Annotated in this window: 22 protein-coding genes and 2 riboswitches; of the genes, 14 read left to right on the top strand and 8 right to left on the bottom strand. The window is 42.9% G+C overall.

Going from position 1 to position 24,524, the window contains the following annotated elements; all coding sequences use genetic code 11:
- Nucleotides 1-80 precede the first annotated feature (80 nt).
- The 3 genes from Q0852_RS21215 to Q0852_RS21205 form a co-directional block, all read right to left on the bottom strand.
- On the bottom strand, nucleotides 81-1,739 hold the full coding sequence (locus Q0852_RS21215) for a putative transporter (RefSeq protein WP_299021869.1): 1,659 nt from the start codon (nucleotides 1,737-1,739) through the stop codon (nucleotides 81-83).
- Between the two features lie 536 nt (nucleotides 1,740-2,275).
- Nucleotides 2,276-2,965: an NrdJb gene (locus Q0852_RS21210; protein ID WP_299021867.1), complete on the bottom strand. Its 690-nt coding sequence runs from the start codon at nucleotides 2,963-2,965 to the stop codon at nucleotides 2,276-2,278.
- A 17-nt stretch (nucleotides 2,966-2,982) separates the two neighbouring features.
- Nucleotides 2,983-5,133 carry an adenosylcobalamin-dependent ribonucleoside-diphosphate reductase gene (locus Q0852_RS21205; protein ID WP_299021866.1) on the bottom strand — a complete coding sequence of 717 codons (2,151 nt, stop codon included), beginning with the start codon at nucleotides 5,131-5,133 and terminating at the stop codon, nucleotides 2,983-2,985.
- Between the two features lie 1,009 nt (nucleotides 5,134-6,142).
- Between Q0852_RS21205 and Q0852_RS21200 the strand changes: the two genes are divergently transcribed.
- Entirely contained in the window at nucleotides 6,143-7,771 is a 1,629-nt protein-coding gene (locus Q0852_RS21200; protein ID WP_299021865.1) for a methyl-accepting chemotaxis protein, read from the top strand.
- Between the two features lie 462 nt (nucleotides 7,772-8,233).
- On the opposite strand, the gene Q0852_RS21195 is transcribed toward Q0852_RS21200, so the two are convergent.
- Nucleotides 8,234-8,851, bottom strand: coding sequence for a thioredoxin domain-containing protein (locus Q0852_RS21195; protein ID WP_299021863.1), 618 nt, complete (start codon nucleotides 8,849-8,851; stop codon nucleotides 8,234-8,236).
- A gap of 186 nt (nucleotides 8,852-9,037) precedes the next feature.
- Here Q0852_RS21195 and yegD point away from each other — a divergent pair, with 186 nt between their 5' ends.
- On the top strand, nucleotides 9,038-10,390 hold the full coding sequence (yegD, locus tag Q0852_RS21190; protein WP_299021860.1) for a molecular chaperone: 1,353 nt from the start codon (nucleotides 9,038-9,040) through the stop codon (nucleotides 10,388-10,390).
- A 95-nt stretch (nucleotides 10,391-10,485) separates the two neighbouring features.
- Here the strand turns inward: yegD and Q0852_RS21185 are convergent, their stop codons facing one another.
- Nucleotides 10,486-10,791, bottom strand: coding sequence for a high-potential iron-sulfur protein (locus Q0852_RS21185; RefSeq protein ID WP_299021857.1), 306 nt, complete (start codon nucleotides 10,789-10,791; stop codon nucleotides 10,486-10,488).
- 426 nt (nucleotides 10,792-11,217) lie between these two features.
- Here Q0852_RS21185 and Q0852_RS21180 point away from each other — a divergent pair, with 426 nt between their 5' ends.
- Together Q0852_RS21180 and Q0852_RS21175 are read left to right on the top strand one after the other, a co-directional pair.
- Nucleotides 11,218-11,874, top strand: coding sequence for an HAD family hydrolase (locus Q0852_RS21180; protein WP_299021854.1), 657 nt, complete (start codon nucleotides 11,218-11,220; stop codon nucleotides 11,872-11,874).
- A gap of 114 nt (nucleotides 11,875-11,988) precedes the next feature.
- On the top strand, nucleotides 11,989-12,402 hold the full coding sequence (locus Q0852_RS21175; protein WP_299021853.1) for an ester cyclase: 414 nt from the start codon (nucleotides 11,989-11,991) through the stop codon (nucleotides 12,400-12,402).
- Between the two features lie 109 nt (nucleotides 12,403-12,511).
- Here the strand turns inward: Q0852_RS21175 and Q0852_RS21170 are convergent, their stop codons facing one another.
- The gene (locus Q0852_RS21170) at nucleotides 12,512-13,888 is read right to left on the bottom strand and encodes a sodium:alanine symporter family protein (RefSeq protein ID WP_299021894.1); all 1,377 of its coding nucleotides are present in this window, start codon (nucleotides 13,886-13,888) and stop codon (nucleotides 12,512-12,514) included.
- A 91-nt stretch (nucleotides 13,889-13,979) separates the two neighbouring features.
- Nucleotides 13,980-14,093: riboswitch (glycine riboswitch) on the bottom strand.
- A 20-nt stretch (nucleotides 14,094-14,113) separates the two neighbouring features.
- Nucleotides 14,114-14,273, bottom strand: a riboswitch (glycine riboswitch).
- A gap of 609 nt (nucleotides 14,274-14,882) precedes the next feature.
- On the opposite strand from Q0852_RS21170, the gene Q0852_RS21165 reads away from it, so the two are divergent.
- The 6 genes from Q0852_RS21165 (at nucleotide 14,883) to Q0852_RS21140 (ending at nucleotide 19,720) form a co-directional block, all read left to right on the top strand.
- Nucleotides 14,883-15,590 carry a helix-turn-helix transcriptional regulator gene (locus Q0852_RS21165; protein WP_299021852.1) on the top strand — a complete coding sequence of 236 codons (708 nt, stop codon included), beginning with the start codon at nucleotides 14,883-14,885 and terminating at the stop codon, nucleotides 15,588-15,590.
- 237 nt (nucleotides 15,591-15,827) lie between these two features.
- Nucleotides 15,828-16,961 (top strand): molecular chaperone DnaJ, encoded by a 1,134-nt coding sequence (locus tag Q0852_RS21160; protein ID WP_299021850.1) that lies wholly within the window; start codon nucleotides 15,828-15,830, stop codon nucleotides 16,959-16,961.
- A 186-nt stretch (nucleotides 16,962-17,147) separates the two neighbouring features.
- On the top strand, nucleotides 17,148-17,945 hold the full coding sequence (locus tag Q0852_RS21155) for a transporter substrate-binding domain-containing protein (RefSeq protein ID WP_299021891.1): 798 nt from the start codon (nucleotides 17,148-17,150) through the stop codon (nucleotides 17,943-17,945).
- A gap of 182 nt (nucleotides 17,946-18,127) precedes the next feature.
- Nucleotides 18,128-18,730, top strand: coding sequence for a beta-phosphoglucomutase family hydrolase (locus Q0852_RS21150; protein WP_299021849.1), 603 nt, complete (start codon nucleotides 18,128-18,130; stop codon nucleotides 18,728-18,730).
- A gap of 65 nt (nucleotides 18,731-18,795) precedes the next feature.
- Nucleotides 18,796-19,302, top strand: a complete 507-nt coding sequence (locus tag Q0852_RS21145) for a hypothetical protein (RefSeq protein WP_299021846.1) — start codon at nucleotides 18,796-18,798, stop codon at nucleotides 19,300-19,302.
- Nucleotides 19,303-19,390: 88 nt separating this feature from the next.
- Nucleotides 19,391-19,720: a hypothetical protein gene (locus tag Q0852_RS21140; RefSeq protein ID WP_299021844.1), complete on the top strand. Its 330-nt coding sequence runs from the start codon at nucleotides 19,391-19,393 to the stop codon at nucleotides 19,718-19,720.
- Nucleotides 19,721-19,799: 79 nt separating this feature from the next.
- On the opposite strand, the gene Q0852_RS21135 is transcribed toward Q0852_RS21140, so the two are convergent.
- Entirely contained in the window at nucleotides 19,800-20,714 is a 915-nt protein-coding gene (locus Q0852_RS21135) for a WYL domain-containing protein (protein ID WP_299021841.1), read from the bottom strand.
- Between the two features lie 311 nt (nucleotides 20,715-21,025).
- On the opposite strand from Q0852_RS21135, the gene Q0852_RS21130 reads away from it, so the two are divergent.
- From Q0852_RS21130 to Q0852_RS21120, 3 genes are all read left to right on the top strand, one after another.
- Entirely contained in the window at nucleotides 21,026-21,541 is a 516-nt protein-coding gene (locus Q0852_RS21130) for a hypothetical protein (protein WP_299021839.1), read from the top strand.
- Between the two features lie 134 nt (nucleotides 21,542-21,675).
- Nucleotides 21,676-22,158, top strand: coding sequence for a class I SAM-dependent methyltransferase (locus Q0852_RS21125; protein WP_299021832.1), 483 nt, complete (start codon nucleotides 21,676-21,678; stop codon nucleotides 22,156-22,158).
- Nucleotides 22,159-22,273: 115 nt separating this feature from the next.
- Nucleotides 22,274-22,726 (top strand): hypothetical protein, encoded by a 453-nt coding sequence (locus Q0852_RS21120; protein ID WP_299021830.1) that lies wholly within the window; start codon nucleotides 22,274-22,276, stop codon nucleotides 22,724-22,726.
- Nucleotides 22,727-22,985: 259 nt separating this feature from the next.
- On the opposite strand, the gene Q0852_RS21115 is transcribed toward Q0852_RS21120, so the two are convergent.
- Complete coding sequence (locus Q0852_RS21115; protein ID WP_299021828.1) at nucleotides 22,986-23,351, bottom strand: hypothetical protein; 366 nt, start codon at nucleotides 23,349-23,351, stop codon at nucleotides 22,986-22,988.
- 374 nt (nucleotides 23,352-23,725) lie between these two features.
- Here Q0852_RS21115 and Q0852_RS21110 point away from each other — a divergent pair, with 374 nt between their 5' ends.
- Entirely contained in the window at nucleotides 23,726-24,364 is a 639-nt protein-coding gene (locus tag Q0852_RS21110; RefSeq protein ID WP_299021826.1) for a hypothetical protein, read from the top strand.
- The last annotated feature ends 160 nt before the right edge of the window (nucleotides 24,365-24,524 follow it).

Below are 24,524 nucleotides of genomic sequence, written 5' to 3'. Positions count from 1 at the left end.
AAAAGTAATAAGGCGTCAGGATAAGAATACAAAAAAGCAAGTCACCCGCCCATCATCTGGCAGGGTGACTTGCTAGAGCGCTACATAGCCCAGAGGAGGATGGCAAGTAGCTGAGGAGATAAGATCCTCAAACACATTACGAGAGGGTAGACAGTGGCGTAAGACAAGGCCGCCGCACCACTTGTTGAATGAAGGCTGTTAGCAAATGCCAGTGCTGGTGGATCGGTCATCGAGCCGGCTAACATGCCGCAAATAGTCAGGTAGTTCAGCTGGCCGAACAGGCGGGCAATAATACCGACGCTGATGAGTGGAATTGAAGTAATGAGGGCGCCATACCCCATCCAGCTCAGACCGTCACCGTTAAGCAGGGTATCAATAAAACCACCGCCGGATTTCAGGCCTACTACGGCAAGGAACAGGACAATACCTATTTCCCTCAGAGCAAGGTTGGCGCTCGGTGGCATGAACCAGTACATCTTACCTATGCTGCCGATACGAGCCAGGATTAAGGCTACAATCAGCGGCCCGCCAGCAAGACCCAGCTTGATAGCTGCAGGGAAACCAGGCAGATAGAAAGGAATTGAACCCAGCAAGACCCCAAGTCCGATACCAACGAATACAGGTAACATTTGTACTTGTTGCAGTTTTTGGTGAGCATTGCCGACAATACCGCTAACCGCTTCGATTGCTTCCTGGCGGCCGACTAGATTAAGGATGTCACCAAACTGTAGTGTGGACTGGCTGGTAGGCACCAGTTCGACACCTGCACGGTTGAGCCGCGAAACCACAACGTCATACTTTTCTTTTAAGTCCAGATCGCGGATTTTCTTACCCAGTACAATTTCGTTAGTTACAACTAAGCGCTGAACCCGAAGTTCGGTTCCGCGGGTAGAAAGTGAAGCATCTACTTCTTCTCCTATAACCAAACGAGCCCTTTCAAGCGCACGTTTATCACCGACCAGGTGCAGAAGGTCATTGGTTTCAATAAGTGTGTCTGGTTTAGGTACATATAAGTGCGTATCACGCTTCAGTCGAGAGCAGACAATGTCACCCTCAGTCAGAGCTGGAACATCTTTAAGTAGCAAGCCGTTCAGGTTGGGGTTTTTGACAGCCACATTAATGGTATGCAGGCTTTCTTTTTTATGGCCGTGGTTACGTTCGAACTCTTCCGCCTCAGCATCAACATCGACACGGAAAGCCAGACGCAGGATCCACATGGTTAGCAAGATACCGCAGATGCCGAAAGGATAGGCTACGGCATAACCCATACCGGTTAAATCCAGCATTCCTTCTTGGGCACCCAGTTCAGACAGAATCTGCTGACCGGCACCGAGGGATGGGGTGTTGGTAACCGCCCCGGAGAAAACGCCGAGAATAACAGGCAATGGTACATCAAACAGTTGATGCAGAATAATGGTTACGATGCAGCCGATTAGCACGATTAGGGCAGCAAAACCATTGAGCTTTAGCCCGGAGCTTCTAAGTGAGGCAAAAAAACCGGGACCTACCTGTATACCTATGGTGTAGACAAAGAGTATGAGCCCGAACTCCTGGATGAAGTGCAAGGTTTCTGCATCGAGAGCCAGCCCCCAGTCGTGGGTAAAGTGGCCAACGAAAATGCCGCCGAACAGCACCCCGCCGATCCCCAGGCCCACGCCATAGACGCGCCAGTTCCCGATCCAAAGTCCAAGCACCGCTACCAGCGCCAATATGCTGATAGAGAGTGCAATGTCACTCATGGTGAGTCTCCTGATTAATGAAAAATCTTTTTTAACCGATGTCAGTTACAACACAGGGAAGGCACACTTGAGATAAGCGTCATTATCAGCATCGGTTTAGTGGCAACAAACCGCCGGGACGGTATTGTGGCGCCAGGGGTAGGCGAAAGAACTCAGTAAGAACTGATTTCGTTTCAGGTAACGAAAGGAGTGGTTAGGGAGTTTTGTCTACTGCTGGTGATATCTCTTTTATCAATAATTCATACCACATTGAGAAACCAAATAAATTCACAAAATGACCATCTGAGTTATCGATGTAGTATGCCCTGTCGGGATGTTGCCTTAACTTAGTAACCATTAATACCTAAAAAGAAACAAGGAGTTAAGGGGGTGTTTGGAAAAATGTGCTATATGCTGGAATAAACTTTTTGATAGATAACCACATGTAAATTATGGGTGAAGATTATGTGATGAATCGGCTCGCGACGGTTAAGCTGCCCGAAGGCAGCTTTGGAAGGAGAGCGTAAACGATGGAATACATGCCTGGAGAGTAAAGCTTATCCGCACTTAGAATCACCGCAATTCAGGCAGGTCTGGCAACCATCTTTGACGATAACGGCTTTGGCATGGCATTTGAAACAGAGGGTCGCGGTTGGCGGGAAATTACCATAATCCTCTTCTTGTTGTTTGGAATTGGTTGCAAGCTCTGCTTTTTTTGCGTTGATAAAAGCTTGCTGGTGTTCGTTAACCTCTGGTTTGGTTAACATGCCGATTTCGATTAGGTGCTGTTCGATGACATTACCGATTTCAGCTATCAGGGAAGGGACGTATTTGCCTTTGTTCCAATAACCGCCACGGGGATCGAAGACAGAGCGAAGTTCTTCGACTAGGAAGGTGCAATCTCCCCCTTTGCGAAACACTGCTGACATGATGCGGGTCAGGGCCACAATCCATTGGAAGTGTTCAAGACTTTTTGAGTTGATAAATACTTCAAACGGTCGACGGTCTTCATACTCAGTACCTTCATTTAGCACCACGTCATTGATGGTGATAAACAGCGAGTGTTCAGAAATATGTTCCGGTGTTTTTAACTTGTAGGTTGTTCCCAGTAGTTTCTCCGGGCGATTCATATCTTCATGCATCTGCTCAAGCTCAACGTCTGGCTTAGCTTGTGCTGCTGGTTGAGCCTCCTGCTCCTGGCTTTTGACTTTGAATCCAATAATTTTGCTGTCAATTTTTTTGACCATGATAAGACCTGCTTACTTTAAAATTTGCCGTAGTAACCTTCTTTTAGCGCATCGTAAAGATTTGCTGCGGTATGGGTTTCGCCGTCGTATTCAATTTCTTCATTACCTTTGGCTTCAAAGGTGGTGCCGTCTTCTAGGGTGAATACATAGGTCGTGTTTTCAAGATCCTTTTCTTTTACTAATACGCCCTGGAAGACTTCCGGATTGAAGCGGAACGTTGTGCAGCCCTTGAGCCCTTTGTCGTAGGCATCCATATAGATATCTTTAAAGTCTTCGTACGGAAAGTCGGTCGGCACATTGGCGGTTTTTGATATTGAAGAGTCGACCCAGCGCTGTGCTGCTGCTTGTACTTCAACGTGCTGACTCGGGGTAATATCATCGGCAGTGATGAAATATTCCGGTAGCTTCGAGGCTTCATCGTTGCTGTAAGGCATTGCCTTGTCGTTAATTAGCTCTCGGTAAGCGAGGAGTTCAAAGCTATAGACATCGACACTTTCCTTGGTTTTCTTCCCTGGCACAATCACATTGCGGCTGTAGTGGTGGGCAAAGCTTGGCTCGATGCCGTTACTGGCGTTATTGGCCAGAGAGAGCGAAATCGTTCCTGTTGGGGCAATTGAGCTGTGATGGGTAAATCGCGCGCCGTGTTTAGCCAGTTCTTCGACCAGTGCCGGTTCTACTTCGGCAACCTGCTGCATGTATCGGCTATATTTGGCGTGCAGGACTTTCCCTTTGATTTTATCGCCTACCTTGATTCCGTCTTTGGCCATTTCCGGACGCAGACGCATCATTTTGGCGGTGATTTCGAATTCTTCTTCCATCACAGGCGCAACGCCTTTTTCCTTGGCGAGGCTAAGCGCTTCTTTCCAGCCTGTCAGTGCCATCTCTTGGGCGATTTGTTCGGTAAATGCCACAGAAGTAGCGCTGCCATATTTGTGTTTGAGCATGGTGGTTGTTGAACCAAGTCCAAGGATACCCATCCCATGGCGACGCTTATACATGATCTCATGGCGCTGTTTTTCTAATGGTAGCTTGTTGATTTCAACAACGTTGTCCAACATGCGGGTGAAAATGGCAACGACGTGACGATAGGCATCCCAATCAAAATAAGCCTTGTCAGTAAAGGGTTCGCGGACAAATTTCGTCAGATTGATCGAGCCGAGTAAGCATGCGCCATAGGGGGGTAATGGCTGTTCGCCACATGGGTTGGTTGCACGGATTTCTTCGCAGAACCAGTTATTGTTCATCTGGTTGACTTTGTCGATCAGGATAAAGCCCGGCTCGGCATAGTCATAGGTTGACGTCATAATGACGTTCCAAAGGTTGCGGGCAGGCAGGGTGCGGTAGACTTTACATGCAACACGGCCTTCGCTGTCTTCGACTAGCTCTTCTTTGGTAGGCCAGTCTGTCCAGACGATCGATTCATCATTGTTCAGATCCAGTTTGTCCTGACGGACTTCTTTGGCGGTTACAGGGAAAATCAGCTGCCATTGATGATTATGTTTGACGGCTTCGATAAAGTTTTCTGTGATTAGCAAAGAGAGATTGAATTGGCGAAGGCGGCCGTCTTCGCGTTTGGCGCGGATAAATTCGATAATATCCGGATGGCGGATATCCATGGTGCCCATTTGCGCTCCGCGGCGTCCGCCAGCAGAGGAGATGGTAAAGCACATTTTATCGTAGATATCCATGAACGAAAGCGGGCCGGAAGTGTAAGCTCCGGCACCGGAGACGAATGCGCCTCGGGGACGCAGGGTAGTAAAGTCATAGCCGATACCACAGCCAGCTTTCAGCGTGAGGCCTGCTTCATGGACCTTGCCAAGGATGTCATCCATCGAGTCCTGGATGGTGCCAGATACAGTACAGTTTATGGTTGAGGTTGCAGGTTTGTGTTCGAAGGCGCCTGCATTGGAGGTAATACGGCCTGCTGGGATCGCACCGTTACGGAGTGCCCATAGGAATTCGTTGTACCAGTGATCTCTGACTTTATTTTCTTCTAAATCGGCAAGTGCGCAGGCAATGCGTTTGAAGGTATCGTCTAGCGTTTCATCAATAGCTTCTCCATGCTTTGACTTGAGGCGATATTTGCTGTTCCAGATTTCCATCGAAGTGGGCTGGTAAGCGATATTGATTGCTTGAAATTCTTCAGGCGCTGCGGGAGTCTTCGCCATTATGAGTGCACCTTATGTTTGTCTTTTATACAACACATGGGATAGTTCGGGATTTACTTTCCTAACTTATGTTAATAGCACATCATTGAGCGTGTGGCGTGGTATGTTGTGGTTTGTTGGTGATCAAACCACTATATATTGTTCTTTTAAGTCTTGAAAGCGAGTTGACTTGAGCCAGATTGCAAATCTGTGGACCTCCGTTCGATTCCGTGGCGCGCTTCCATCGATCACTTCAGTGTCCTCCTCTGTAAACTAATTAATACTCTTGCCAGTTCTAAGCTCTTATTCAATTTTTTTATGTCGGCTAAATTATTTTATAGTTACCTTTTAATTACTAATTTTTTGTTTTGTCTTCAAAAAATAATTTTTATTCTTAATAAATGTAGTATCTGACGTAATATCGAATATAAATGTAGTACAATGAGATCAATAGTCTCAATTTAATTAAATGATCAGTAAAATAGTGGCGCATGGAGAAAAACAACACTACTCGTCTGTTAAAGCTTAAGCGAGATGTGTCAATTGAGCGTCAATAAAACTGCTGGATAGTCATAAATATGACGCAATTCAGTAGCTTACACTAAAGGGAGAGAGGGACTTAAAGGGATAATGAATAAATAACACTGATCGTACCAGTTGAATTTATATTCATTCCCGACTGATTTTTTATTCAGGTCCGATGGGCGCATGAAAGGAATACCTTTTAAATATCAGTATATTATGCGCGCTCATGGCTGAGGGGTGAAATTCTGTCACGATGTCATATTCTGCAATGTATTGATACATAACTCAATAAAGGGTTATTGATATTAATGATTAAAGTCAGTAATCTCGCCTTTGCCTTGTGAATTGTATTACGAATGCCGTTTTAACTTTTTTATGGCTATAACATTCACATCAAAGCAAATAATAAAATTATTATATTTACTATTTTTAGTTTGATTCAGTAAAGCTAGGTATCTGTGTTGAATCGTTAAATCATTATTGATTTAACTTGAAGGGTATTATCATGACTTTTAATTGGGGATTAAGAGGCAAACTTCTTGCCTGTTTTTCGTGTTTTGCTTTATTTATCATAACGTCATATTCAACTTATTCTTATAATGAAATAGATAAAACTGCAATCAAAGGCCTAGATGCAAAGTTAATTTCATCAGCATATGCATTAAACATGATCATAGGTGAGTCAACTCACGATCAATTACCAGAAAAAGCAACTAACTATGATCAAATCAGCCAGCGCATAAGTTCTTACGTCAAAGCAGCAAATGTTAACTGGGCGTATTCAACAGTTCAGAGAAATGGAAAAGTTTATTATACTTACATTAACCAGGCAGAAGATGAACTGAGAACAGGTAATTATCAAAGTTGGTATCTAGAAGAGTATAAGGTTGTACCTAAAGGCTTGAATAGAGCATTTATAACTCACCAGGTACAGTTTGAAGAATACCAGGGTGAATATGGTTTATGGCGTTCTGTTTTTGTCCCTTTCCGGAATGGAAATGGTGAATACTATGTCATTGGTGTTGATGTTGCGATGAGTGACATTGAAGCCCATGAAGAGCAAGTGATTATTCAAGTTGTCGGATTTGCTGCTGCGTTGCTGGTCATAACTCTTCTGATGACTTACTACATTGCTGTGAAAATGGTGAAGCCTATTAATTACCTCAACCTCGTTTTGAAGGAGTTTGCTGATGGTGACTGGAATCTAACCCGGAACCTGAAGGTAACAAATACCGATGAAATTGGTATTATAACGCGTTCATTCAATGTTTTTATCTCATCTTTGCGAAATCGTATCCATGATATTAATGATGGCTCTCATTCAATAAAAGAAGTTACAGTCAATCTGGATTCAATCTTTAATGGTATTTCACAGCGTTCTGTAGATCAGGCTGAAAATGTAAGAAGCAGTGCCGCTGCAATTGAAGAGCTAGCGGCCAGCATTCAGAGTGTTTCAATGATTGCTAATGATATTAATGCTCAGGTTAAACGCTTTGAACACCAGACCCAGGAAACTGTGACGACTGTAGATCAGGTCGTCTGTGACATGGAAGATGTGCAGACTGGAGTCATTAATCTTGCGTCCGACCTGAAGCACCTTGATAAGAGTACGAATGAAATTAATTCAATCGTTTCAGTGATTAAAGGTATTGCAGATCAGACCAACCTGTTGGCATTGAATGCAGCCATTGAAGCCGCGCGCGCCGGTCAGCATGGTCGTGGTTTTGCCGTTGTTGCTGATGAAGTCAGGAAGTTGTCGGAGAGAACATCGGTTGCGACAGTCGAAATTGAAACTATGCTGGACAATATTCGCACGGACACCAATAAGACCACAACGAATATGCATTCATCAGTTGAATTAGTGAATGAGAGTACATCTCATGCCAATAGCGCCAGAAGTTCACTGGTGACATTTTCCGAAGAAATTATTTCTTTGCTAAATAGCATGGAACAGATTTCTGAATCGATGAAAGAACAATCGGATGCTGCACAACATCTGTCAGGGAATGTTTCATCTTTAAGTATGAGTGCAGATGAGAACCATCTGGCGACAAGAAATTCTGAAGTTGAATTAGAAGAGTTGAAAAAACGTTCTGAGAATCTTCACACAGTTGTTGAACAATTCAAGATCTAATATGTGAAATTAAAATATCATACTTAACATTATCTATTTTTCTTATTGTCGGTCTATCACCATTTTGAACGCGATCAGGAGTTTTGGACTGATAATGATTACGGAAATAATCAAATGACATACTCTGGATAAAAAAACTCCCCATTCAGACAGGTGAATGGGGAGAAATATGATTGTGTAGATTGTTAGTATGGTTCGTAAATTATCATAAGTTACGGTAATCGTTTGTGATCTGTTTCACCAATTATCATACAAAATGTCCTGGCTAAGCTATTGATTACATAGATTAATTGGACAGGTATGCTCTCGCGGTAAATTAGTGGGGTTTTTGTACAGTTTGGTGTCACCCGTTCTTGGGTTGGCTACGTAGTGATGAGCCTGATAGGGAAATAATGGGGCTTTGATGAAGGATAATAGGTGAAGGAATAACAGCCCCCTAATAGGGGCTGTTAGAAATCTCAGTTATTTGCTTTCCATTGTAGATAGATAGCGAATGGTTTCAGCCATATCTTCAATGCTTTCATGAGCACTTGTTTGTACCAGATATTTTCCTTTAACTAAGAAAGCTGGAACAGAGGCAATTTGCGCATTTGAAACCAGCTTTTCAGCTTCATTCATTTTCTTGTAAACCTGTTTTTGATCTTCTTCAGTCAAATCAAAAGGGCTGGACAGGTCACGGCTTTTGAATATTTTGGTAAGTTGTGCCTTGCGCTGCTCTTCAGTGACGTTGTCACTTCTATCCTGAACGTAAGCAAACATCTCTTCCATCAGCGCACCATCAGGTTTTCCGTCAGTCTGGATTGCAGCTGTGTAGAAAATGTAGGCGGCAACTTGGGCACTTTGGTTGAAGGTGACATGAACTTTGTCGATGTCGACGCCTGCCATTTTTTTGATTTCCGGCAGCATGGTTTCCATGCTACGGCAGTGTCCGCAACCAAGCGAGAATATTTCGACTACATCTGCGGTATTTACTGTTTCGTTAACAATGGTGTATTTCTCTCCTTCTTGCGGTGCTGAAATGTCGTTACAGCCGGTGATGGCAAGAAGGGCGATAAACAAAGGAATGATTGATTTAAACATGGTTACAGAGATAATTAAAAAATAGTAATGCCTAATTATGGCTGACTTCGTTAGAAAATACGCGGTATTAAATCAAAACTTACAATAATTTACCCTATATGGTAATAGTTTGTGATGAGTTTAAGTGATTGAACAATTCGATAATTTAAGTATGATTGCCGGCCTTTTGCTATGTGGAGGTACGGTATGTACATAGGTTTTGATTACGGAACGGCAAATTGTTCGGTTGCGGTGATGAAGCAGGGCAATCCGCTGATGCTGTCACTTGAAGGCGATAAGAAGTACATTCCTTCCACATTGTGCGCCCCGACACGCGAAGCGGTAAGTGAGTACCTTTACCGCCATATGGGGGTTTCACCCTTCGGAGAGGTCGGTGAGCAGGTATTGCGTCGCGCCATCGCCATGAATCGGGACGAAGACATCATTGTTGAACCAGGTGATTTGTATTTTGGCCAGGCAGCTTTGGATCTTTACCTCGAGGATCCGGAGGAAGTGTATTACGTTAAGTCACCAAAATCTTTCCTGGGTGCGAACGGATTGCGTGATGTTCAGATCAGCTTTTTTGAGGATCTGGTCTGCGCCATGATGAAAAACATCAAAAACCAGTCAGAACGTACGATACAGCAAGATATTACGAGTACAGTGATTGGCCGTCCTGTTAACTTTCAGGGCTCCGGAGGGGGGGCTGCCAATAAGCAAGCAGAAATGATCCTGACACAGGCAGCTAAACGAGCCGGCTTCAAAAATATTGAATTTCAGTTCGAGCCGGTGGCTGCTGGCCTTGAATATGAAAGCACATTAACTGAAAACAAGACTGTGCTGGTGGTTGATATCGGCGGTGGTACTACAGACTGCTCAATTATCGAAATGGGTCCGCAGTGGCGGGGCAAAGCCGATCGCCAGGCCAGTCTGTTGGCTCACAGCGGTTTGCGGGTTGGTGGTAATGATCTGGATATCCATCTTGCGTTTCGCCAGTTGATGCCATTACTTGGCATGGGAAGCAAAACCCTGAAAGGGATTGATATGCCGCTCAGCCAGTTCTGGAATCCTATCGCTATTAACAATATCGTTGCACAGACTGATTTTTACAGTAGTGCTAACCTGAAAGCACTGGAGCAACTGAAGCGCGATGCTGCTGAGCCGGAGAAGCTGCTCAACCTGTTACGTGTTTACCATGAAACGTTAGGCTATCAGCTGGTGAGAAAGGCTGAAGAGTGTAAGATTGCTTTATCAGAGACATCTTCTTGTCGAGTGGCATTGGATAACTTGTCTGAGCTGCTGGATATTACGGTGAGTCAGAAGGATTTGGCTGCGTCTATAGAATCTCCAAGGGTGAAAATGAGCCAGCTTGTCACCGAGGCTATTGCACAAAGCGGTAAGAAACCAGATGTTGCGTATATGACTGGTGGTACAGCTCGTTCACCGATCTTGCGCTCTTGTATTGAGCAACAGTTGCCGGATGTACCTGTCGTAAGTGGTAGCTATTTTGGTTCCGTAACAGCAGGTCTGGCGCGTTGGGCTGATCACTGCTTCGCTTGATGAGCCTATTGTAAATCATTTCCATTAATTTAACCTACAGGCCCGTTTAACTGGGCCTGTAGTGTATGCAATTCCACAATGGAGTAGGGCGCACTTTAAGGTTTCTTTGCCCAGGCTGAACACCAGCCATTAGCTGAGACTGTTTTACCCGGGAAAATCGCACAGGGACGCCATTCGTCGCCGTCGTTGCCTTGGAGTAGGGCGCAATTAAAACATTTCTTGTCGCTGTGTGGTGATTCGTGAACATATTTTAATGCTGCCGCTTGGGGATCATCTTCTGTAAGTTTCACCATATCTGCAGCATTTGCAGGTTTAATCAGTACTTTGTTTCCTACCGTCACTCCGATGACACTTGCAAGACTGAGTTTCAAAAAATTTCTGCGACTAGACTGGCTCTTCATTACTACTTCCTTTTGTATTTTCGACATTGCTGTTTATTTAACAGCTTGGCCGGGGTAACCGATCAAGCAGGTTTTATTTGTTGGTTTTTAGATTAATTTTCTGCGGCTACGGTGCAACCAATGCAGGTTTGCATTACAAGTTTGGCTGGCAAATGAGTGCCTTGCCAGTTCCGAATTGGAAGGAAAGGAAGCCCAAATGGTGTGGATTAGGAGTTAGCGACAACGCGAGAAAGTGCAATGGATTACACTTTTGGGTGTCTGTTTAATATTTGATCATTGTTCATTAAGATTTTAAGTCATTGACTATTAAAGGTTTGAAGTCGACCATAAAACGACAAATTGGATGGGGATCTTGCTTGCCGCCAACAACCAACAAGCACATGATATGCCCCCATTACCAATCATGAAAAAAACAAAGGTAGTAAAATGAACTTATTTTTAATGGATATTGATGGCACTTTAGTTGATTGCGAAAGTGTTGATACGAAATGCTATAGCCGGGCAATTAAAGATGTTCTGGGAGTTGATGTTGATGCTGATTGGAGTCATTACCAGAATGTAACTGAGTCTGGTGTGCTTGATGAGATTCTTGCCAGGAATGAAGTGATAGCGAACCGTTTGTTGATACACCGACAAGTGGAAAAGCGTTATCTTGAACGGCTTCGTGAGTTTTTGGCTACGCACCCTGCAGAACTGAATCAGGTACAGGGTGCCAAGGATTTTATTGAACAGATGAAAGAGCGCGATGATACTTACCTGGCTATTGCGACCGGAGGCTGGGAATCAGTTGCGAAACTTAAGTTACGAGCGGTAGGTATTGATGTTTCCAATATTACATTTGCTTCTTCTTCTGACGCGATGAGCCGAACAGAAATAATGGCCCTTGCGGCATTCCGAGCTAAGCAAGATACCGGTTTTAGCTTTAAGCGACGTGTCTTTTTTGGGCATGGTGAATGGAACAAGTTTGCATCGCAGGAGCTAGGATATGATTTTGTCGCGGTAGGGGAAAATACCCAGCACCATACGCATATCCCTAATTTGGTACATTACCAGGCGGCATTTTCTCAGTTGTCTATTCACTAACAAATTTTGCCACTAAGTAGCGAATGCGTTGCAGCTATCACTGCAAGTTATCATTTTTTTATCTACCCTTTCCTAAGGAAGCGCAAAAATATGTGCAGTGGAGTGATGTCGTGCATGGATAATAAAAATGACTGGGTTGTTCACTGGTTTACTGATGTTTGGGGTCGGGCGGATGGTCGATTGTTAGCTGAATATGCAGCTGATCCATTTAATTTTCATTTGGCCGGAGGGCGAACTTTAACCTTGAGCCACAATGAATACCTGAATTTTATTTCGATATGGTGTCAGCGATTCAAGAACGTTAAATTTACGGTGAAAGACATAGTGAACGATGGTGATAAAACTGTCGCGTTATACCATTGTAGCGCTACCTATAATGGAGGGTGGGCAAGGATCCCCGCCAAGAAACAACATGTTGGCATGACAGGAATGGTTATGTTCAAACAAGAGGGCGGATTGATTTCTGATTGCTGGCTGGAAGACAGCAGTTTTGATTTATACCAGCAACTAACAAGATATCTTGATTAGCATTCGTATTGTTCAGTTTGGTATTAGGCGCTTATCACTCTCGCAATTAATAAAAAAAGCGGTATCTACTGATACCGCTTTAATGTTTTATCTGACGCAGAAATTGTAATTACGCTGGTTGGGCGTTGGCAGTTTGAGAAACTTTCAGTTGCTCGAAAAACTGCTTCGATTCCGCAATAATAACTTCGCGTAGCATAATTAGACCGATCAGGTTCGGTATTGCCATCAGGCCGTTTACTATATCTGCGATAATCCAGATCATATCCAGCTTCAGGAACGCTCCCCCGGCAACCAAAATCAGGAAGAATAGCTTGTATGGCAGGATAGCCTTAACACCGAACAAGTAAGTTACACAGCGCTCACCGTAGTAGTTCCAGCCTAAAATTGTCGTGAAGGCGAAGAACATCAGGCCAACCGATACCATTAACGGCCCCCAGAAAGACGAATCTAGTCCGCTGGCGAAGGCATAGGTAGTCATAGCCGCACCGACATGTTCACCTTCCCATGCACCGGTAACTACCAGTGTCAGACCTGTCATCGTACAAATGATGATCGTGTCGAAGAAAGTACCTGTCATTGACGTCAGGCCCTGACGAACACATGAATCGGTTTTTGCCGCTGCAGCAGCCATAGGTGCACTACCCAGACCAGATTCATTTGAGAATACGCCTCGCGCAATACCAGACTGGATTGCCAGCATAATACCGGCACCGACAAAACCGCCAGTTGCTGCATGGCCGTTAAAAGCAGACGTAATTACCAGCTGGATAGCAGCCGGTAGGGCATCTGCCTGAGAGTACAGCACTGTAATGCAGGCTGTAATATAAAGGCCTGCCATTACTGGAACGACTTTACTGGCAACGCTTGCAATCGACTTGATACCGCCAAGGGTTACGGTTGCTACCAGTACTGTCAGTATGACAACAGCATATTCACGAGGTACTTCGAACGAGAGGTAAGCTGCGTCGACAATTGCATTAGCTTGCGGGAAAGTACCGATACCAAAGCAGGCAACGCCCAGGGCGAAGATAGCGAACAGCTTAGCCAGCCATTTGCTGCCGACACCTTTTTCAAGGTAGTACATCGGGCCACCAATCATCTGGCCGTTTGAGTCGGTTTCGCGGTATTTTACTGCCAGCAGGCATTCTGCATACTTTGTTGCCATGCCAAACAGGGCTGCTAGCCACATCCAGAGTAGGGCACCTGGACCACCAAGTTTAATCGCGGTAGCAACACCAACGATATTACCAGTACCAATGGTTGCTGAAAGGGCGGTACATAGGGCTGCGAAACTGGAAACGTCACCAGAACCTTTGCCGTTTTTATTGCCGGAAAAGACATAGCTTAACGCAAGCGGCAGGTAACGGATCTGGATAAAGCCAAGGCGTGCTGTCAAGTAGATACCGGTACCTACAAGCAGGATTAGTAGAGGCGGACCCCAAACAAAGCTATCAATGGTTTGTAGTAAGTTATGTAGCGAATTCATCATTCTCCCCTTAAACATCAAAGGAAGAGATAAAAAACAACAGGAAATGTGTGTTACAGAAAAGTGTTTGTAGATTTTCTGAGCTGTTGATCTTATCTCCTCTGTCCTTTTGCCTGAGAGTTTCACTTTTGTTGCTCTAATTACACAGCAACAAAAACTTGCTCCTTCGGCGTCCGATTTAACGGATCTCTCCAGAGGCTCCTCCAACAACAGTCCATACCAAAATATCAACCTGTAGTGTTGATATTCCGGTGCCTGAAAGATTTACAGATCATGACCAGAAAGCTTCGGGTCGGGTGATGTGCTTACTTCTTCGGCGGGCGGATAACGTTAGGAAATCATATAGAAACCGTTACGTATCGTGCCACTCTCCTGCTGTCTTCATCGGAACTCAATTTTTCGACCGCAATACTAATAGATAAAAATGTGATTGTCTGCAAAAAAATTTCCTGAAATTGAATTTTTTGCCATATTAGTGAGGATAAAGTCTAAAAAATAGTCTAAGGATTTGAGAGTGTGCGTTAGATCTTATAACTAAGCTTGTTGACTATTTGAGACAAGATATGTAATCAGTTGTACTTTAAAAGTGGCTTGTGGTAGCAAAAAAGGTTGCAATGTTATTTTTTTATTGTCAGCTATACTATTTTATATTGAGTTGTAATGGTGCTCTATATAGATTTTTTTACTATATGTATTCATCGACTAAGTCGCTAAAAGAATATTAAATTTGTCAGTTTAATGTTTTTTACGGTGTAAGCCATTGAAGGTGAGAATGTAGCAGAGAATTAGGAAGTTATTGCTTAAATTTGAAACAAAAGGTGTGAACTGGATTTATTTAGGTTTCTGAACGTTAATAATTCATATGTCATCAGTTTTTTGATGCTTTACTCATAACAATTCTTATAACGATTAATTGTATTCATCGACAAGGAGTGTTTTACCACGTCATGCAATTATTTGCGTGCAATCATAACACTATTAGTAAGGTGAATTTGTGATTTGGGTTAGTTGTAGTCATTATGACAAATCGGCAGAAGCTAGAGATAATCTTAAGCTGTCACACAATGTCGTTGATGTTTCACCTTTTGAGTTACTTTCGACAATGACTGGACAGGAGTTGATTTTCCTTGAGGTTATTGATTCATCATCGGAAGGGTTTGAGCTATTACGTTCGCTCAAAAGCCGTTTTCCATTGGCCAAAGTGGTTGTTGTGTACCATAAACTGGACGCCAACCTGGCTTTAAATGTTCTCCGTGCTGGCGGTGAAGATGTGATTGAAGCATCGGCAACCCGTCAGGAACTGGACGAATGTTTTAGTCGCTTGCATACCCATCATGTTGAAAGTGAAGCAGATTCTGGGTTTGAGCATCGCGAACTGTCTATTAGGCCTGCACTGAAGATCATTGATGAAAATATTAGTGCGCCGCTTCGAGAGGAAGAGTTGGCAAATGCCTGCCATTATTCTCCGACCTACTTTTCCCGGTTGTTCCATAGCATTATGGGGGTGACCTTAAAACAGTACATCATCAAGAAACGGCTGGATTTGGCTTGCGGCTTGTTGAGTTCGGACCGGGAGAAAATTTCACAGGTGGCGAATTCTGCTGGTTTCAAGGACGTATCCTATTTTTCACGGGTGTTTAAGAAGCACATGGGGTGCTCGCCAGGTGAGTTCAGAATGCGAAAGCACAATCTGAATTCATAAAATGTGATAAGAATAGCAATTATCTCTGAATTTCGAGCAATTTATGCCTGTAGGGTATAAATCGCTGAGGGTTTGCCGATAATATATATCATACACTCAGCGTGCCTGTATAAGTCAACATATCTAGTTGCAAGTTAATTTATATATTGATTTGTTGGTTAATGAGGCATGCTGTTTTGTTGAATGCGTTATATGATAGCGCATAGTAATCGTAGTTAATGGCATCTGCAGATAAGAATGACCTCTTTTCACGATATTTTAGGCACCGACGAAAAAACGACCAGTGCCGATGTAAAGCGTCGCTATAAGTTGCTTTCCAGCCGTCTTCATCCCGATAAAGGCGGTTCAAAGGCCTTGATGCAAATGATTGTTCAGGCTTATGAGAAGGTGAACCTTGGTAAGGGCTATGAAGAAGCTGTTCGTACGATTCAACTCAAAGACATCTTAGCTGAAGGTGAAAAAGCAAAGCTGAAGCAGCTTGAGCGTGATTTTATTGCGTTGAAAAAACTAAATGAACAGCTAAATCAGAAGTTTAAGGAAGAGCAAGAAAGAAATAAGCAATCCAGTGAAAAAAGTGAACGTTATACCAATGCTGCTGAAGATGAGCTGAAATGGTTGCGCCGTGAAAACCGCAGGCTAACCAAACAGCTGGATGAAGCGCGCTGGAAACTGAGTGATACTACTCGCGCAGTGGTTCCGGTTTCAGCTACATCTGGCTCGTCGCTTTCAACTTCGTTAGGTGATATCTCACCGAAAGTGCAAAGCCAGATCAAAGCTCTGGGTCATGTCAATTTTCGCCGTTTTGCCTTGATGCTTCTGATGCCGATTATCATTGCCGGCTTGCTATTTTCTCTCGGAAAAGAGCCATGGTTAGCTTTGCTTAATATCTTTGAAGAGCCACAGAAAAAACCTGAAGCCAGGGTGACGATTCTGGAGACTAACCCGGACGATGAACAGACTTCTTTCTCTCACGTTGAGGCACAGTCAACGAGCGTGATTCAGGAAAAGCCACAACCACAGCCGCGCATTAAGCTAGAGAATATCGCTGGCCTTTGGCAGTTACGCTACTTTGGTAACACTCAACAGCCATATATCAGCGTTCGAAGCGATAAAGGGTCGTACGTTGTTAAAAGTTGTGACAATGGTTTTCAGTACTACAAGAATTCTAACCTTCGAGCTGGTCGATTAGCGGCAAATTTGATTTTTGACAGAAGGGATCGTCATTTTATGATTTATAACATCCCTTATGGTAATGGCTCATTTGCGGCTAACTGGTCGGAAAGCAAAAGCTTATTGATCAATAAAGAGTATTTTCCTAATGATGGTTTTTCTGAGGCGTATTACCAGTTGCAGCAGGTTTGCCCTTATTAATTATCAGTAATTGTTTGCGAATAAGCGGATTAAGAAGCGAAAAGGCACAACTTGTGCCTTTTTTTAATAGTAACGTTACGATTTTTAGCGTGTCACTTTTCTGCGGATCAAATAACTTCAATACTGCTATCTTTAATCCTACGTGCTTGTGAATTCAGGTTAATTGGGTGAGAGGTGTGTATGGGAATGTTGCACGTTATCAAAGCTTTTTTTCTTACTGTCGTTCTCTTACTGCCGGCTTTCTCTAGTTCTTCCTTCGCTGCACCAAGTCGACTGAAAGAGATCATGGACAGTGGTGTACTCCGTGTGGGTACTACCGGAGACTGGAACCCGATGACTATACGTGATCCGGCGACAAATTTTTATAAAGGCTTCGATATCGATATCACCACCGAGCTGGCTAAAGACTTAGGCGTAACCGTTGAGTATGTTGCGACCGACTGGAAATCCTTGGTTAAAGGCGTGGTGACCAATAAATACGATATGACCGGCAGCGCATCACTTAATATGGCTCGAGCCAAAGTTGCGGGTTACAGTCAGCCTTATTTCAATCTGGCTTTTGTACCTGTGATTCAAAAGCAGAATTTTAAACGTTATCGGAAGTGGAGTGATTTCAATTCATCCTCGGTGATTATTTCATCAACGAGGGGAACACTTCAAGAAACGTTAGTTAAAGAGTTTTTCCCGAAGGCAAAACATGATGTTGTTCAGGCTCCTGTTCGAGACTACCAGCAATTACTTGCCAATAAATCCAGCGCGATTGTTACCTCTAATATTGAAGCTGCAATGCTTACAAATCGGTTCCCGCAACTAACAGTTGCTCGGGTTGAAGGGATGCGACGTCCCACGCCAATTGCCATGCTGCTACCCAGGGATGATCAAATATGGATCAATTACATTAATCACTGGATCGAATTGAAAAAAGCACAAGGTTTCTTTGATCGTATTGCCGAAAAATGGGGGCTGGTGAGGCTGGATTTATAACATGGTGATTGTGTATTAAGATTGTGAATGATTACATCTCAATCTGGATTAATGTTTTAATGATGTGATTGTTTTACTTGATAAATGTTTGTAATGCATCGTATGGTAGAAATAGTGAAATAATACTGAAATGGTGTGTAGGTAGGGTTTTCGCTATTAAGAAAGAGTAACTCAGGAGCATTATGGATTTATCAGCTTATAAAGGACTAATCTTTGATATGGATGGCACGTTAATCGATTCGATGCCAGCCCATATACAAGCTTGGAAACAAACTTGTGAAATGTATGAGATTCCATTCGATGAAGAATGGATTTATAGCCTTGGTGGTATGCCATCAATTAAAACGGCACAGCAGATCAATCACCGTTATCAACAAAATTTTGATACCAAGCGCCTTGCTGATACGAAATATCACTTTTTTGATCAAATTGAATTCAAGGGTGATGTGATTAGCAGTACTTTTGAATTATTGTCTGAGCATAAAGATAGCAAGAAGGTCGCAGTGGGAACGGGGTGTGCGAGCTTGAATGCTGTGCCTCTACTGGAATCGTCTGGTATTTTACCTATGTTGGATGCACTGGTAACGGCTGATAATGTGGAAAGGCACAAGCCGCACCCGGATACTTTTTTGGAAGCTGCTAGGCGAATTGGTTTAGCTCCGGAAGAGTGCCTGGTTTTTGAAGACACTGAACTTGGCCAGCAAGCCGCACTGGCTGCTGGGATGGATTGTGTTATGGTCGTTGATGGTGCCATCACTTCACTGACGAAAGCATCTCGCCACTAGGTGAGTCGTTTGTTTATCTTGAAAATTGATTACACGTGTTACAAGAAAGGGTATTCTTCTGTCCAATGAAAGAATACCCTGATGACACCATGAAAAAATCAAATCCAGAATCGACGCACTCGCGTCAGCAGAATCCTTCTACTGCTTCGAAAGAACAATATTCTATTTCCGAAACACGGTTTTGGATCCAGCGTCTTAGTAAGACTTCGGTAAGAGCGTTGCATATCTTAGGTATTGCGGGCTCAGCTGGTGGTATTTTGTATGGCGTTGAGCGGGAGCTATGGCTTAACTGGTGGGTTTTGGCAATGGTGACCGGCGTAATTATGATGTCGCTGGAAATCAGTCGTTCTAAGTTGTGGCTGATTCAGCTCAAGGGCGTGCTGACATTTGTTAAATTGGGGCTGCTTGGCTCATTTATATTGATTCCGCAGCATAAGCCTGCGTTGTTTATCACGATTGTATTGATGTCGGTGCTGATAGCTCATGGGCCGGCAGGGTTGCGACATTATTCAATTTGGCATCGTCGACGCATAGATGAGAAGCCGGGCAAGAAAAAACAGTTTAAAGGATAAAATTGCTGTTTTTGTGCGCAGTTTTCTGCTTACAATTAAAAGTTGTTACTACACTGTTAACAAACACTTTTTACGTGAGGTGCTGCCTGTGAAACGGATTTTTAGTGTTATTTTTTTGTCATTGCTACTAGCGGCTTGCTCAAAGTCGGTCGATCAACGTGCTGATGATTATGTCGATGTTAGTTTTACGCTTTGCGGCGCCAAAGTTAAAGCTTTTTCACAGGGAGATGACGGTAAGATCCGGGTGATCTGTGAAAACGAAAGCTACTTCTTGGTAAAAAATGAAGAAACGTTAGCTTATATGCACGAGCTTAACGGCGCTTACTGCCACGGAAAAGGATTCCGAACTTTCAATGAGCGCAGTAGTTATTACACCTTTACTTGTATGGATGATAAGAACTTCAATGTGCCGAAGTAAGGGATGAAGAGGTTATTCGAGAATTAGGGTATCGAGAGGTGGTAAACCCTCTCGACTCTGGATGCTCCATGAATAAGAACTATTGTGTTTTGTATCCCGGTGCTAGCTTGGCGTTGTTAACCTGATATAACGCTTGTGGGTTTGCTAGCGCAAGCTGGTAGCCCACACATTTATGAAGACGGCCATCTTCACTACAATCTACTTCCCATTTACGTAACAGATAGCCAGCCAGCGCTGCACGTGCTTCAATGGTTTTCTTGCCGTCTTGCATTTCATAATCGAGTTCAATGGCTTCCTGATTGCTCATTTTGGGGTGGGGGATTAATTCTAATTCGATATATTTCTGCCATTGGCGATCTTCACCAACCTGTTCATGACTCATTGGTGATTCTTCCAAAATGCGAGCCGTGATCACGCGATTACATACCACATCTATAAATTGCTGGTTTTTGCGGTCGTAGGATCGAACATGCCAGCGGTTACCTGAATCGACTAAACTGTGTGGAGCAATTTGGCGGATGCCTTTACCACTGGAAGTTGAAATATATTCCACTTCGACAATTTTGTTGCGGTAAATTCCTTCGCAAAGCATTGCCATAATGGCGGTTTTGGGAATGGTCAGAGATTCAGGTGACTCGCAGTTGATCGGAAAACCCTGATGGCCGGAGAATCCATCGCCATAACCAAGAGAAACTGTTGCCAGGGTTTTCTTAAGGTCAAGTTTAAACATCGGCTTGAAGTCTAGCTGCTTGAAATATTTCTTGGAGCGCATATCCAGTTTTAGGTTATCTGGAGTTAACTCTTTATACAGAGCGAGATCACGCGTTGTTGCTGCATGTCCTACCGCAAAACGATCGATTAAGTCTTTGCGTGTCACTTCCCCAAAAAAATAGAGAGCAAAGTCTATAAACGTCAAACGATCGCGTTGAGCTGAACTGATGGAGTTGAGTTTAGTGGCTATATCTAAAGAGTGATCGTATTGCTGTAGAGTCATGTATATTTATCCAGTATTAATTAAGCGGCTTAATATATACTGAAAATCAGTAGATGCAAGGGGGAGGGGAATTATGTACTTATGGAATTTCTAGCTTTTTACATAGTAACTTATGAATTTAATCGAAAGTTAGAGTGCATAATTTCATCAAATCTCACTTAATAGCTACGACCTCACAGTAACTTTTTAATAAAAGGGCTATTGAAGGTGACATTTTGTTTCGGATGTGGAAAATACGCCGTTCAAAATTTTTGTTATCAAGCATGAGCGTTGAAGCAACTTGTCGTTCAGCAGTTTAGGATGTAGCAAGAGTGGCGCTAACAAAGCAGCAATTGATCAAAGCCTATAAAGTGTTAGCTCAGGGCGTTGTTTACCTGGATGAAAAGCTTAGCCTGGGCGTACTGGTTTATATTGAGGCCAAAGCAGTTGAGTTCGGTATTGCACGTGATGAGTATTTAACTTTGGAAAATCTTCAGAGTTCATTCCCGTATGTGTCAATGGGCTCATATATGCCGATTAACTTTTTTGGAAATCAAGCTACTGATGTCGCTCTACCTTTGTATCACGAGTCTATTTTAAAGCCTATTAGCCTAAAATTGTGTAAGGTGATCCCACAAGAAGGGTTTTGTTCAATTCATCGTTGGACTACGGTAGCAAGCTATTCTGAAGACCAAATTGAAGAAGCCATCCATGCATTAATTGCTGTTTTAGGTAATGATGAACATTTCAGCCAGTGCATACAGTGTAAAAACTACCGCCCTAGCGGGTACATAGATGATGTTCAGACCTGCGAATGCTGCAAGGAACAGTTGCTGGTGGTGGCGTAGCCGCTGTTTTTCATCCTTACCTTTTTGACAATAAAGTCGTACCTTTGATGATTACCTGCCTTGGATTTAATTGATGAAATTCAAGCTTATCAAGAGCAGGGTGTCATTAGTTGCATAGCTAAAGTGTGTTTGCTATGAGTCAAAATATTCATTTCTATCAAAGGAATGCTCAGCGTCTTGCTGGGGATTATCTGGATGTGTCGTTTGAAAGTGTCCATGCTTCTTGGAAACCGTATTGGCTTGGGGCTAATGAACAATATATGCGTGTATTAGATATAGGTGCTGGAAGCGGACGTGATGCTAAGTGGTTTGCTGAGTTAACATCCGTAATGGAGCTAGGAGTTCGCTTTGAGCTTATTCTTGTTTCCGCGGTATGGATGCATATTCCTCGCTCTGAGCGTAAACGAGCTTTTCGTAACCTTGCAAAGCTTTTAATGCCGAATGGAAAGCTGGTGTTCTCATTACGTCATGGTATTTTCGAAGATGGAAGAATTCATCATGGTGTTTCTACTGACGAAATAGATCTGCTAGCTAAAGAGCATGCTTTGCATGTGAGCCTGAAAAGGAATTATCTCCAGATACTATGGGGCGCTCTGATGTGCAGTGGCAGACGGTAGTGATGAAAAAGTAGCAATGGGGTTGTTTAGTTTTCGATAGAGGAAGAGAAATGCATTCATTTAGCTGGTATTATTATGCCTACTGTTTCATAGGCTAATAATAAAGAGAATATATATGAAGAATAAAATTTCTTTAGTCGCTGTTGGTGCTATTTTTGCTCTATCTGGTTGTACTGCTAGTTCGGTTATTCAATCAAATGAAAGCGGTGTTAACCTGACAGTTAATGATCAGGGTTCAATGTTAATTGAAGAACCAGTATCAAAGACATATTCAACAACAAGTTTTGGGCAATATAAATTTAAAGCAGCTAAAGAAGGTAAAGAACCTATGTATGGCTTAATACCTCTGAAATTTAATGGCGGTTATCTGGCCGCTGATATCCTTTTCTTCGCTCCAGCAATGTTTTTTAATTTACGAGAAGTTTATCCATTCTATGAGTTTGATCTTGATGCTGGCGTAGTGAAATATAAGAAAAACGAAGAAGATGAGTGGTTGACATACACTCCAACTGAAGCTGAAGTCCAGCATGCAAAAGATTACTTTATGAAGCAAACTGCGGCGCAATAATTTCCTGTTGCAGCAATAAGCTCATTTGAATTTTTTGTTTCTGAAGCACGTGTCCAGAAGGGCGAGTTTAAAAGGTAGCGCTACTGTGTTACTTGATTTTGATGGATATGTATACACCTTTAATCAAGTGCCTTGTATCTGTACCTTTTAATTCTCGCTGATAGGCCAGATTATTATTCAATTTGGTATAAGATACAGAATTAATGGCATCAGTTGAAATAGCTGTTCGATGCCATTTATTGAAATATAGCAGAGGTCGCTACTTCGCAGGCATCAACAGCTGTTCCAGGTAACGTACCACGTAGGCTGCATCTTGTGCGGCTTTGTTGATTTTTTCGATGATAGCCTGGGCACGATCATCATTGCCTTGTAGGCTTGTTTTTACTTTTTCGTTCATGGCTTCTGCCATTTCTGATTTCTGTTTGCAGTCTGCAAGTAGAGCGTTCAAGAACTGAAGTTCAACTTCACCGCCATCGATGAATAGCTTGGCCGCAATGGTGTATACCGTGTGGAATTTGTTAGCCATGTTTTTTTGCCCTGATTGGCTTTCTTTAGCCCAATCGGTAGCCCAGCCTTTAAAAATAATAGCAAGTTGTGGGTTGGCGATGATATTCACTTGTTGCATTGCAAGTTTGTCCTTCGGTTCGAGTTTAGGTTGGAATAGTAAAATAGCAATGATACGGATAAAAGGAATAATCAATTTGAGCGAATTGGCTGCTCAAAGAATAGGCAGTAATAAGCGCTAGCTCCATCGCGATGATGGATGGAAAAGATCTACTCAAAGGTGACTCTGTGTATCCCAACTTAATGGCTAAATTTTTCTTCTTTTGTATTGTTTAGGTTGCTTTACATAGTCTTTTTTCAAACTCAGATCAGAAAATGAGGAATCATTTTGTATTAAAATTATTTCATATCTGATCGATACCTTAAAGAGATAGTTTTTATTGTAATGCTTTTTGCGTATGGATTATATGTGTCTTGCGCTTAGGGAAGGTAAGCATGGGAAGGCTTATACAGGCAATACTACCGTGGATAATGATTGGTGGCTTAGTCATGGCAGTGATTGTAATGTCGCTGCCGGCAAATGCGAATCCGTTAGTCGGTAAGATGTACGATTATGAAAAGATCGGTGAATCGTTTTGTGATCAATTGGAGCAGGTTCTTGCGTTTGAGGGCCGATTTGAAGCCATAAAAAGTAATAAGTTGGCTTTTTTGTCCGGAGAGCAGATAGATAAAGTTAATAATACCTTGACCAAGATACGCCATATAAAGCAAATTCATGGCGTTAGAGATAAGGCTAAATATTACACTCTGGGGCGAGATATCGTTGACTCTTCACTTATCGATAACCAGTGCGCGACACGCAAAGTATCGTTAGCAACAACGCATACGATCCAGATAAATTGTAAAGGTCTGGGTTATGAGCTTGAAGCTGATAATCTTTTTTCTGAATATGAATACTCAAATTTATTCCTGACAACCAAGCAAGCTAATGGTGATGTGGTGATCAGTGCCTATGTTGATGGGCGGCTATCTCATGTTGAAGAGCAAATTACGGTGATTGATGATGATATATCCCGTGTTTATGCGCCAATCTTGCAGGAAAACCAACGCTTTTTTACAACGCCCAAGTCGTGATCATGAATCTTGTTTTTGATCCGTATAGTATTTTTATCTATTCCTATTGCAAGCAACCCTGTAACGCACTACTGTTAATATAAGGCTCTGTTGTACTTCTGTGTTGCTCAACTATAATCAAGTTTAACAAACCAGATCTTCATGAGGCATTTTGTTATGA

It is taken from the genome of uncultured Photobacterium sp. (genome assembly GCF_947502415.1).
Taxonomy (GTDB): Bacteria; Pseudomonadota; Gammaproteobacteria; order Enterobacterales; family Vibrionaceae; genus Photobacterium.
The sequence above is the reverse complement of the archived record's forward strand: the minus strand, read 5'-3'. Positions and strand labels throughout refer to the sequence as shown.